General features: G+C 53.0%; 11 protein-coding genes. 4 read left to right on the top strand and 7 right to left on the bottom strand.

All coding sequences use genetic code 11. The annotated features are described in order from the left end of the window. Positions 1–11 precede the first annotated feature (11 nt). The 7 genes from cdsA to rpsB form a co-directional block, all read right to left on the bottom strand. Positions 12–869: a phosphatidate cytidylyltransferase gene (cdsA, locus tag AC6I8N_RS04155; RefSeq protein ID WP_021184664.1), complete on the bottom strand. Its 858-nt coding sequence runs from the start codon at positions 867–869 to the stop codon at positions 12–14. A gap of 18 nt (positions 870–887) precedes the next feature. Further along, entirely contained in the window at positions 888–1,640 is a 753-nt protein-coding gene (gene ispU / locus AC6I8N_RS04150) for a (2E,6E)-farnesyl-diphosphate-specific ditrans,polycis-undecaprenyl-diphosphate synthase (protein ID WP_497830106.1), read from the bottom strand. 166 nt (positions 1,641–1,806) lie between these two features. Next, positions 1,807–3,009 (bottom strand): 1-deoxy-D-xylulose-5-phosphate reductoisomerase, encoded by a 1,203-nt coding sequence (ispC, locus tag AC6I8N_RS04145; RefSeq protein ID WP_021184666.1) that lies wholly within the window; start codon positions 3,007–3,009, stop codon positions 1,807–1,809. A 258-nt stretch (positions 3,010–3,267) separates the two neighbouring features. After that, complete coding sequence (frr, locus tag AC6I8N_RS04140; protein WP_021184667.1) at positions 3,268–3,825, bottom strand: ribosome recycling factor; 558 nt, start codon at positions 3,823–3,825, stop codon at positions 3,268–3,270. Between the two features lie 188 nt (positions 3,826–4,013). Further along, positions 4,014–4,739 (bottom strand): UMP kinase, encoded by a 726-nt coding sequence (pyrH, locus tag AC6I8N_RS04135; protein WP_013507944.1) that lies wholly within the window; start codon positions 4,737–4,739, stop codon positions 4,014–4,016. A 158-nt stretch (positions 4,740–4,897) separates the two neighbouring features. Continuing rightward, positions 4,898–5,749, bottom strand: coding sequence for a translation elongation factor Ts (gene tsf, locus AC6I8N_RS04130; RefSeq protein ID WP_021184668.1), 852 nt, complete (start codon positions 5,747–5,749; stop codon positions 4,898–4,900). A gap of 181 nt (positions 5,750–5,930) precedes the next feature. After that, positions 5,931–6,656, bottom strand: a complete 726-nt coding sequence (rpsB, locus tag AC6I8N_RS04125) for a 30S ribosomal protein S2 (RefSeq protein ID WP_013507942.1) — start codon at positions 6,654–6,656, stop codon at positions 5,931–5,933. A 316-nt stretch (positions 6,657–6,972) separates the two neighbouring features. On the opposite strand from rpsB, the gene map reads away from it, so the two are divergent. From map to AC6I8N_RS04105, 4 genes are all read left to right on the top strand, one after another. After that, complete coding sequence (map, locus tag AC6I8N_RS04120; RefSeq protein ID WP_021184669.1) at positions 6,973–7,767, top strand: type I methionyl aminopeptidase; 795 nt, start codon at positions 6,973–6,975, stop codon at positions 7,765–7,767. A gap of 75 nt (positions 7,768–7,842) precedes the next feature. Next, entirely contained in the window at positions 7,843–10,497 is a 2,655-nt protein-coding gene (gene glnD / locus AC6I8N_RS04115) for a bifunctional uridylyltransferase/uridylyl-removing protein GlnD (protein WP_497830662.1), read from the top strand. Positions 10,498–10,572: 75 nt separating this feature from the next. Beyond that, entirely contained in the window at positions 10,573–11,397 is an 825-nt protein-coding gene (gene dapD, locus AC6I8N_RS04110) for a 2,3,4,5-tetrahydropyridine-2,6-dicarboxylate N-succinyltransferase (RefSeq protein ID WP_013507939.1), read from the top strand. Positions 11,398–11,671: 274 nt separating this feature from the next. Next, positions 11,672–12,064 (top strand): DUF3461 family protein, encoded by a 393-nt coding sequence (locus AC6I8N_RS04105; RefSeq protein WP_021184671.1) that lies wholly within the window; start codon positions 11,672–11,674, stop codon positions 12,062–12,064.

Raw genomic sequence — 12,064 nt, 5'->3', positions numbered from 1 at the left:
GTCGCCAATCCTCAGAGGGTGCGGAACACCAGCAGCAACAGGCAGGCAAAAACCGGCACCGCTGCTGTCAGGCTATCAATGCGATCGAGGATACCACCGTGGCCCGGAATTAAGTTACCACTGTCTTTGATGCCGGCTTCACGTTTGAACATACTTTCCGTCAAATCACCCAGTACCGAAGCCAGTGCGGCAATGACGGCACAAATAACCAGGGTGGACGCGGCAATCGTCAGCGGTGCAAACAGGGCGAACAACCAGGCAATCAGCGCTGAAGAGAGCAACCCTCCCAAAAAGCCTTCCCAGGTTTTACCGGGAGACACTTTTGGCGCCAGTTTGTGTTTGCCAAACAACCGCCCAAACATGTAGGCACCGGAGTCGGCACCCCATACCAGAAACATCACGAACAGTAGCCACCAGGCACCCGCGAAATGGTCGGTATCATAATGATACTGGCGCAGCGCCATCATGCCCCAGAAGAAGGGGATAACAGTGAGTACGCCAAACAGGAGACGAAGCGGGCGAGAATGACGCCAGACCGCAGCAGATGCGGGATAGAAAAGCACTAAAACCAACGCCACAATCCACCAAGCCAGCGATGCCCACAAGGAGCTTTCCATCTGAAATTGATGCAAATCGCGTTGATAAGGTTGCAGGGTGAACAGCATCACGGCCAATAATAAACCGCAAAGCACAGCCAGCCAGATGCGTTGCTGGCGAGACGCCATGCCCGCCAGTTGCCCCCATTCCCAGGCGGCAAGCATGCAGATGATGATAGTTGTTATCGCAAAACCGGACAGTGGTAACCAGAACAGCGCAGCAATCACCAGCGGAATTAAAATCAACGCGGTAATTAAACGAGACTTCAGCAAAGGTTACCCCCAGGTTGCTCAGGCGCCGCCTGGTGCAGCGCCGCCATAGCGACGCTCCCGCAGAGAGAAAGCATTCAGTGCACCTTCAAAAACGTGTTCATCAAAATCAGGCCAGAGAACATCGGTAAACCAGAACTCAGCATAGGCAATCTGCCACAGCAGGAAGTTGCTAATCCGATGCTCTCCCCCGGTCCTTATCACTAAATCCACCGGCGCCAGCTCGTTCATACAAAGATATGGAGCCAGGCTCTCTTCGGTTATCTGGTCAGGACGTAACAGACCTTCCTGAACCTGTTCGGCCAGTTTTCTGGCACCCTGGATAATATCCCAACGGCCACCGTAGTTAGCAGCAATGTTGAGAGTCAGTCCATTATTTTGCTGAGTCAGTTCCTCGGCGCGACGAATGCGTTCCTGGATACGGGAATTGAAACGACTGATATCGCCAATAACACGCAAACGTACATTGTGTTTGTGCAGGCTTTTGACCTCACTGTCGAGCGCCCAGACAAACAGTTCCATTAAGGCCGTCACTTCCTGAATCGGTCGGCTCCAGTTTTCACTGCTGAACGCATAAAGCGTGAGCGCTTCCAACTTATGGCTGACCGCAAAGCTGACGGCCCGGCGTACTGATTTTACCCCGGCTTTGTGGCCTGAAATACGCAGTTTGCCCTGATTTTTTGCCCAGCGACCATTACCATCCATAATGATGGCTACGTGACGCGGCGTACAATCAGCCCGGTCATCGAATGTGTTGTGATTGTTGGACGACATAACGCGTAATAATTCCTTTAATCAGAAATGCTGTGGTTTCTGAATACATTGCGCCTGCGGCAAGTACCAACCTCAAGGTCAGCTGGCATCAAAATAACACCAGGCCGAAAAACGCGAGCGAGCGACTATACCATTTTCACCCTGAGCTAACAAATAGCGCGGACAATCAACCTGCTATACGCAAGCGTGGCAACATTTCATTGGCACACACCCGCGCTAACCGATCGATCTCCATCACTGCTTCAACGCTGTCGGGCTCACCGCAGCTCAGCGACGCCAACACTTCGCTGTTTAACGCAGCGATATCGGTAAAGCGGATCTGATGCTGCAGGAATGCGGCCACCGCCACTTCGTTCGCTGCATTTAGCGTTGTCGTAGCGGCCTGGCCAGTGGCACAGGCGTCAATTGCCAGCTTCAGGCAGGGATAGCGCGCGTAATCCGGCTCAGAAAAGGTCAGCGCTTTCATTCGGGTGAAATCGAGCGGCGTGACGCCGGCAGGAATACGTGCTGGCCATGCCATGCTGTGGGCAATCGGGGTTCGCATATCCGGCGATCCCAGTTGCGCCAGCACGCTACCATCGCAATAACGCACCATCGAATGGATTACCGACTGCGGATGCAGGATAACCTCCATCTGCGCATCAGTGGCGTTAAATAGCCAGCGGGCTTCAATGTATTCAAGACCTTTATTCATCATGGTGGCCGAATCAACGGAGATTTTACGCCCCATTGACCAGTTCGGATGCGCACAAGCCTGATCGGGTGACATACCGGCCAAATCGGTTAATGGCGTGTCACGAAAAGGACCACCTGATCCCGTGAGAATAATCGACTCGATGCCGTTATCCCGCAGATCAGCGTACCCCAACTGATGCTGTATGGAAGCCGGTAAACTCTGAAAAATGGCGTTGTGCTCGCTATCGACCGGCAGCAACTGGGCCTGATGGCGCTGAACCGCCTCCATAAACAGACGGCCGCATGTGACAAGCGATTCTTTATTGGCCAGCAGGACAGTTTTTCCGGCACGGATAGCCGCCAGCGTCGGAAGCAAACCTGATGCGCCGACAATCGCCGCCATCACCTGATCAACTTCATCAAGCGCAGCCAGTTCACAGGCCGCCTGAACGCCGGAGAGCACTTCGGTGTTGATGTTGAGTGCTCTCAGTCGCTCACGCAGCGCTTGTGCCGAGGCTTCATCCGCCATCGCCGCATAACGAGGCTGAAACTGCTGACATTGCTCGGCCATCATGGCCACATTCTGACCGGCTACCAAGGCTGTTACCTGATATTGCTCAGGATTTTCCCGTACTACCGCCAGTGTACTGGTGCCAATCGAGCCAGTGGAACCCAGCAGAGTTAATCGCTTCATGACGCTTTCCGTGTGTACTCAGAGGAAGGGGACAGATAATTTCCCACTTCTTCAGAACCAAAATAAAACGCCGCAAGACAGCGCATTCACGAAGAATACCTCTCTTGACGGCGTTTATACCCGTCATACTTCAAATTGCAGATGCGTTGGCTGCGCTCGTTCACCCCAGTCACTTACTGATGTAAGCTCCTGGGGATTCATTCCCTTGCCGCCAACCTGCAATCCGAATTATTTCGGGTATATAAGATAATGATGGAATCAGAATTCCATCAGTTCCTTTTCTTTCTCGGCCAGTGCCGCATCAACGTTTTTGATACGCACATCGGTCATTTTCTGCACATCGTCCTGCGCGCGACGCTCGTCGTCTTCGCTGATTTCTTTGTCTTTCAGCAGCGCTTTGATCTTGTCGTTCGCGTCACGACGTACGTTACGGACGGACACACGGCCCTGCTCCGCTTCACCGCGAACAATTTTGATCAGGTCTTTACGACGCTCTTCGGTCAGCGGTGGCAGCGGAACACGAATGTCGCTACCGGCAGAGCTTGGGTTCAGACCCAAATCAGATGCCATGATCGCTTTCTCAACTGCCGGACCCATAGAACGATCGAAGACGTTGATTTTCAGCGTGCGCGAATCTTCTACTGTAACACTGGCCAGCTGACGCAGGGGCGTCGGCGTGCCGTAATATTCAACAACAATGCCGTCGAGCAGAGAGGGCGAAGCGCGACCAGTGCGCACTTTGCTGATAGTGTTTTTGAATGCTTCCACGCATTTGTCCATGCGCGTTTCAGCATCTTTTTTAATTTCGTTAATCACGTTGAAACCCTTGGATTCGGTTTGACCTGGCCATTTCCGGGCTAACCGGAAGCGGTATCGATAATCATCGATCATCCTGATACCCTAAATAATTCGAGTTCCCTATCGGGCACGGATTATTCAGGGCATAGCGCAGCGCCCAAGCGCCGCGCCAACAGAATATACCCTATTTTATCTTGCGTCGGGTATTAATGCGTAATCAGGGTGCCTTCTTTTTCACCCATCACGACACGACGCAGAGCACCAGGTTTGTTCATATTGAAGACGCGGATCGGCAGTTGATGGTCGCGTGCCAGCGTAAAGGCCGCCAGATCCATCACTTTCAGCTCTTTATCCAACACTTCGGCATACGTCAGCTGTTCATAGAGCGTGGCATCCGGGTTCTTCACCGGATCGGCGGAGTAAACGCCATCCACTTTAGTGGCTTTCAGTACCACATCAGCTTCGATTTCAATACCACGCAGACAGGCGGCAGAGTCGGTTGTAAAGAACGGGTTGCCAGTACCGGCAGAGAAGATAACTACGCGGTTATTACGCAGCAGGCTGATTGCTTCTGCCCAGCTGTAGTTATCACAAACGCCGTTCAGCGGGATCGCTGACATCAGGCGCGCATTGACATAAGCACGGTGCAACGCATCACGCATCGCCAGGCCGTTCATCACGGTAGCCAGCATCCCCATATGGTCACCGACCACACGGTTCATACCTGCCTGCGCCAGGCCTGCGCCACGGAACAGGTTACCGCCACCAATAACCACACCCACCTGGATACCCAGCTCAACCAGCTCTTTCACCTCTTGCGCCATGCGGTCAAGCACACTCGCGTCAATACCAAAACCTTCAGCACCTTGCAGTGCTTCGCCACTCAGTTTTAGCAGGATACGTTGATATACAGGTTTTGCGTTGGTCGCCATGGTCAATTCTTCCTGGAAGATATGATGAAAAGGAGAAGTTAAATCTGATCAATCATCCGCTTAGCGAGAGAGAAAAGCTATTGGGAAGTGACTGAAAATAGGCCCGCAGCAAAATGCAGGCAAAAAAGAACCGCCTTTTGGCGGTTCTTTCGGACCAGTTAAGACTGTTTGGACATCGCAGCAACTTCTGCTGCAAAGTCAGTCTCAACTTTCTCGATGCCTTCGCCCACTTCGAAGCGGATGAAGTTAATGACATCAGCGCCTTTCTCTTTCAGCGCCTGACCAACGGTTTTGCTCGGGTCAATAACGAAAGCCTGACCAGTCAGAGAAACTTCGCCGGTGAATTTCTTCATACGGCCTTCAACCATTTTCTCTGCGATTTCTTTCGGCTTACCAGACTGCATCGCGATGTCCAGCTGAACCTGGTACTCTTTCGCTACCACGTCTTCAGACACATCTTCCGGCTTCACGAATTCCGGCTTGCTTGCTGCAATGTGCATTGCAACCTGCTTGATCAGCTCTTCGTCAGCGCCTTTGGTAGAAACCAGAACGCCGATACGTGCGCCGTGCAGGTAGTTACCCAGCTCAGCGCCTTCCAGAATAGCAACACGACGGATGTTGATGTTCTCACCGATTTTCGCAACCAGTGCCACACGCTCTTCTTCGAACTGTGCTTTCAGAACTTCAACGTCGGTCACTTTGCCAGCGGCAGCAGCGTCGATCACTTTGTCAGCAAATGCCTGGAAACCAGCATCTTTTGCTACGAAGTCGGTCTGGCAGTTAACTTCCAGGATCACACCGAAACCGTCAACGATCTTGGTTTTGATCACGCCGTCAGCAGCCACGTTACCCGCTTTTTTCGCTGCTTTGATTGCGCCAGACTTACGCATGTTTTCGATGGCCAGTTCGATATCGCCATTCGCTTCAGTCAGCGCTTTTTTGCAGTCCATCATGCCAGCGGCAGTACGCTCGCGCAGTTCTTTTACCAGTGCAGCGGTAATTTCAGCCATTCCAGAATCCTCGATTCGTTTCTCAGTGCTTGCACACTGCCAGAAACTTGTTGCGGAAAATTTACTCTGCCCCGCTCGCCTTAATGGAAGCGTGACAGACTTGGATATAATAAAGGGGCCGTGCGGCCCCCTTAACAGATTACATCTGATGTCTAAGGGCTCTGTGAAAGAGCAGACCTTATCAGGCGTTCTCTAAAGACGCGTCTTCAGCTTGCTCAGCCAGATCCTGAGAACGGCCTTCGCGCACGGTAGTGGCAACGGCAGTCAGGTACAGGCTTACAGCACGGATTGCATCGTCGTTACCCGGGATAACGAAATCAACGCCGTCCGGATCAGAGTTGGTATCAACGATAGCAAATACCGGAATACCCAGGTTGTTTGCTTCTTTGATTGCAATGTGCTCGTGGTCAGCATCAACAACGAACAGTGCGTCCGGCAGACCGCCCATATCTTTGATACCGCCCAGGCTGTTTTCCAGCTTGGCCAGTTCACGAGCGCGCATCAGCGCTTCTTTTTTGGTCAGTTTGTCGAAAGTACCGTCCTGAGACTGAGTTTCCAGATCTTTCAGGCGTTTGATGGACTGACGAACGGTTTTCCAGTTGGTCAGCATGCCACCCAACCAGCGGTGGTTTACGAAGAACTGGTCGCAGCTCAGTGCAGACTCTTTTACCGCTTCGGCAGCAGCGCGCTTAGTACCGACGAACAGGATCTTACCTTTACGGGAAGAAATTTTGTTCAGCTCAGCCAGGGCTTCGTTGAACATCGGTACAGTTTTCTCAAGGTTGATGATGTGAACTTTGTTACGCGCACCGAAGATGAACGGCTTCATTTTCGGGTTCCAGTAACGGGTCTGGTGACCGAAGTGAACACCAGCCTTGAGCATGTCGCGCATGGAAACAGTTGCCATGATTACCTCTAAAGTTTGATTGGGGTTGGGCCTCCATGTATCCCATACAACCGACCTCTTACGAGGCACCCCGGCGTACGTGTCGATACATGTGTGTTTTAGTACACATAATGAGATTTATGCGTTTCCTGTTCGCCCTGGGGGCTGACAGAGAATCGTCGGCGCGCTTTATACCACAATGCGCAGGAATACGCCAATAGTCGTTAACAGAAATTGGCTTGAGACTTCCCGATTTGGCAGCCCAAATGCCTGCTGCTAACATGACTGCACAGAACTCAATTATTGTCGAAATTTTCGACAGCCGCGGATTAATTTAATGGCTATTTCAATAAAAACTCCTGAAGAAATCGAAAAAATGCGTGTTGCCGGTCGCCTGGCAGCTGAAGTGTTGGAAATGATTGCACCGCATGTGGTGCCTGGTATCTCCACCGGCGAACTGGATCGTCTTTGCCACGAGCATATCACCAACAAACAGCAGGCAATCTCCGCGTGCCTCGGCTACCACGGATTCCCGAAATCGGTGTGTATCTCCATCAATGAAGTGGTCTGCCACGGTATCCCGAGCGACGATCGTCTGCTGAAAGATGGCGATGTCGTCAACATTGATGTCACGGTGATCAAAGATGACTATCACGGCGACACCTCAAAAATGTTCATCGTCGGCAAGCCGACCATTCAGGGCGAGCGCCTGTGTCGCGTCACCCAGGAAAGCCTGTATCTGGCCCTGCGTCTGGTGAAACCCGGCATCCGCCTGCGTGAACTGGGACGTGCGATTCAGAAGTATGTTGAAGCACAGGATTTCTCTGTGGTGCGCGAATATTGCGGCCACGGCATTGGTAAAGGTTTCCACGAAGAGCCGCAGGTGCTGCATTACGATGCTGATGACGGCGGCGTGGTGCTTCAGGCCGGCATGACCTTTACCGTCGAGCCGATGGTCAACGCCGGTGATTACCGCATCCGCACCATGAAGGATGGCTGGACCGTGAAAACCAAAGATCGCAGCTTGTCCGCGCAGTACGAGCATACTATTGTGGTGACGGAGAACGGCTGTGAGATTCTGACGCTACGTGAAGACGACACCATCCCAGCGGTGCTGGAAAACGTCGCGTAAATCTCTTCCCAACAGTACCAGGCCGACCTTGAGTCGGCTTTTTTATGTCAATGGCGCGAAGAAGAGACGATGTCGATGAGTGGTAGCGTGACCGAAGCAGTACACAAAGGCCTGACCGATTCCCCAGCCGACTGGCCTGATGAAGCCCTAACCCGCGAGAAACTCAAACTCTATCTCGAACAATTTCAGCAGCATATGGGGACGGCGTTTGATGCCGGTACCGATGTCGAATCCCTGATTGATGCGCGTACCCTGTTTATTGATCGGCTGCTGCGCCGCTTATGGCGCTTCTTTGGCTTTGATCAGATGAAAGAGATCGCTCTGCTGGCGGTGGGCGGGTATGGCCGTGGCGAGCTGCATCCGCTGTCGGACATTGATGTGCTGATCCTGAGCCGCCGCCCGCTGGACGAGCATGCCGCACAACGCACCAGTGAGTTGCTCACGCTGATGTGGGATCTCAAGCTCGAAGTCGGCCACAGCGTGCGTACACTCGAGGAGTGTCTGCTGGAGGGGCTGTCGGATTTGACCGTCGCCACCAACCTGATTGAATCGCGCATGCTGACCGGCGACGTCGCATTATTTCTTGAGCTGCAAAAAAACATCTTTAGCGATGGTTTCTGGCCTTCGTCACGCTTCTTCGCCGCCAAAATTGAAGAGCAGCAAGAGCGCCATAAACGCTACCACGGCACCAGCTATAACCTCGAGCCGGATATCAAAAGCAGCCCCGGCGGTCTGCGGGATATTCATACGCTGCAATGGGTGGCACGCCGCCACTTTGGTGCCACCACCCTTGATGAGATGGTTGGCTTCGGCTTTCTCACTGAAGCCGAGCGTAATGAACTTAATGAATGTCAGGAGTTTCTCTGGCGCATCCGCTTCGCGTTGCATCTGACGCTGACGCGTTACGATAACCGCCTGCTGTTTGATCGCCAGCTGAATGTGGCGCAGCGTCTCAACTATCTCGGCGAAGGTAACGAACCGGTTGAGCGCATGATGAAAGATTTTTACCGGGTCACGCGCCGCATTGGCGAGTTAAATCAGATGCTGCTGCAACTGTTTGATGAGGCGATCCTCGGCCTTTCCGCCACCGAAAAGCCGCGTAACATCGATGACGACTTCCAGCTGCGTGGCGAGTTGATCGACCTGCGTGATCCCACGTTATTTGAACGTGAGCCTCAGGCAATTATGCGTATGTTTTACGTGATGGTACGCAACGAAAACATCAAAGGCATTTACTCCACCACCTTACGTCAGTTACGTTTCGCCCGCCGCCATCTCAAACAACCATTGTGCCAGATCGCCGAGGCGCGTCAGACCTTCATGGCGATTCTGCGCCATCCCGGCGCGGTGAGCCGTGCGTTAGTGCCGATGCATCGTCACAGCGTGCTTTGGGCTTATACGCCGCTGTGGGGCAATATCGTCGGTCAGATGCAGTTTGACCTGTTCCATGCCTACACTGTGGATGAACATACCATCCGCGTGTTGCAGAAACTGGAGAGCTTTGCTGACGAAGCGACACGCCCGATGCACCCGCTGTGCGTAGAACTCTGGCCGCGTCTGCCGCAGCCGGAACTGCTGCTGATGGCGGCGCTGTTGCATGACATCGCCAAAGGGCGTGGCGGCGATCACTCGATTTTGGGTGCGCAGGATGCCCTCGATTTCGCTGAATTACATGGCCTGAACTCAAGGGAAACGCAGTTGGTTGCCTGGTTAGTGCGTCATCACCTGCTGATGTCGGTCACCGCCCAGCGCCGCGATATTCAGGATCCTACCGTCATTCAGCAATTCGCAGAGGTAATGCAGAACGAAAACCGCCTGCGCTACCTGGTGTGCTTAACGGTATCGGACATCTGCGCCACCAACGAAAGCTTGTGGAACAGCTGGAAGCAGAGCCTGCTGCGCGAACTGTTCTTCGCCACGGAAAAACAGCTGCGTCGCGGCATGGAAAACAGCCCGGACCTGCGCGAGCGTGTCCGTCATCATCGCTTGCAGGCGCTGGCGCTGCTGCGAATGGAGAACCTCGACGAAGAGCGACTGCAACATATCTGGAGCCGCTGCCGTTCCGATTATTTCCTGCGCCACACCCCCAATCAGCTGGCATGGCATGCGCGACATCTGATCAACCACGATTTGAGCAAACCGCTGGTGCTGGTCAGCCCGCAGGCAACACGCGGCGGAACTGAGATTTTTATCTGGAGTCCCGATCGTCCATATCTGTTTGCTGCTGTGGCGGGTGAACTCGATCGCCGCAATCTCAGCGTGCATGACGCGCAGATCTTTACCAGCCGTGACGGTATGGCAATGGATACCTTTATTGTGCTGGAGCCGGATGGCAGCCCGCTGGCATCCGATCGTCACCCGATGATCATTCAGGCGCTGGAGCAGGCGATCACCCAAACACAATGGGTGCCGCCGCGCGTGCGCCGTCAGTCATCGCGACTGAAGCACTTCAGCGTGGAAACCGAAGTCAACTTCCTGCCCACGCATACCGATCGCCGCAGCTATCTGGAATTGATCGCCCTCGATCAGCCAGGTCTGCTGGCGCGCGTTGGCGAAGTTTTTGCAGATTTAGGTGTCTCGCTTCATGGCGCACGTATCAGTACAATTGGCGAACGGGTTGAGGATCTTTTCATCCTCGCGAACAGCGAGCGCCGCGCACTTGATGCCGAAATGCGCAATGTATTGCAACAACGGTTGACAGAGGCCCTTAATCCAAACGATAAAGTGTGACCGCAATCGATTTATCATCCTTTTTTCTGTGCCAGCGTGACGCTGGCACCCGTATGACAGACTCAGGAAATCATCATGCAACAGTTACAGAGCGTTATTGAATCTGCCTTTGAGCGCCGCGCCGATATCACGCCAACCAGCGTGGACAGCGTCACTCGTGAAGCCATCAACCAGGTCATCGGTCTGCTGGACAGCGGTGAACTGCGCGTATCGGAAAAGATCAACGGTGAGTGGGTAACGCATCAGTGGCTGAAGAAAGCAGTTCTGCTGTCGTTCCGCATCAATGACAACCAGGTGATGGAAGGCGCAGAAACCCGTTTCTACGACAAAGTCCCGATGAAATTCGCCAACTGGGACGAAGCGCGCTTCAAGAAAGAAGGTTTCCGCGTTGTTCCTCCGGCGGCGGTGCGTCAGGGCGCATTTATCGCCCGTAATACCGTGCTGATGCCTTCTTACGTGAACATCGGTGCTTACGTTGACGAAGGTTCAATGGTTGATACCTGGGCAACCGTAGGTTCCTGCGCGCAGATCGGTAAAAACGTTCACCTGTCTGGCGGCGTCGGCATCGGCGGTGTTCTGGAGCCGCTCCAGGCTAACCCGACCATCATCGAAGACAACTGCTTTATCGGTGCGCGTTCAGAAATCGTTGAAGGCGTAATCGTGGAAGAAGGTTCCGTGATTTCAATGGGCGTCTACATCGGCCAGAGCACCAAAATCTATGACCGCGAAACTGGCGAAGTGCATTACGGTCGCGTACCGGCTGGCTCAGTCGTAGTTTCAGGCAACCTGCCTTCTAAAGATGGCAGCTACAGCCTGTACTGCGCGGTCATCGTGAAGAAAGTTGATGCGAAAACCCGTGGCAAAGTCGGTATCAATGAACTGCTGCGCACCATCGACTAAGGCGAATTTGCCTTAAATTAACTAATCCGACGGGTCTGTAATCAGGCCCGTAATTTTTTCTTTACACTGCCTACCAAACAACCTGTTTCTCACCGCGAATTAACAAGTGCGTTTATTTTTCAAACAGGTCATAATCCGCGCCAGTTAACTCAGACCGCGCGATATTCATCCCGATTTTTGTCTACAGTTGATTAAGCTGGTTGCTGCGTTTTAGCCGCATCCCGAATGATGATAGTCCTGCGCGCTCCCCCCACTTTTGATGGAATATAAAGCTATGTACGACAACCTGAAAAGCTTAGGTATCAGCACCCCTGAAGACATTGACCGTTACAGCCTGCGTCAGGAAGCCAATAACGACATCCTGAAAATCTATTTCCGCAAAGATAAAGGCGAGTTCTTCGCGAAAAGCGTGAAGTTCAAATACCCGCGTCAGCGCAAAACCGTAGTGGCTGACCACAGCAGCCAGGGTTACAAAGAAGTTCAGGAAATCAGCCCTAACCTGCGTTATGTGATTGATGAGCTGGATCAGATTTGCCAGCGTGATCAGGTTGAAGTCGATCTGAAACGCAAAATCCTGGCCGATCTGCGTCATCTGGAAAACGTGGTGTCTAATAAGATCGCTGAGATTGAATCCGACCTCGATAAACTGACTCGCAACGGTCGTTAA

The organism is Pantoea sp. X-Soil-TKNS-1279 (assembly GCF_059730565.1).
This window is presented reverse-complemented; position numbering and strand designations above follow the sequence as displayed.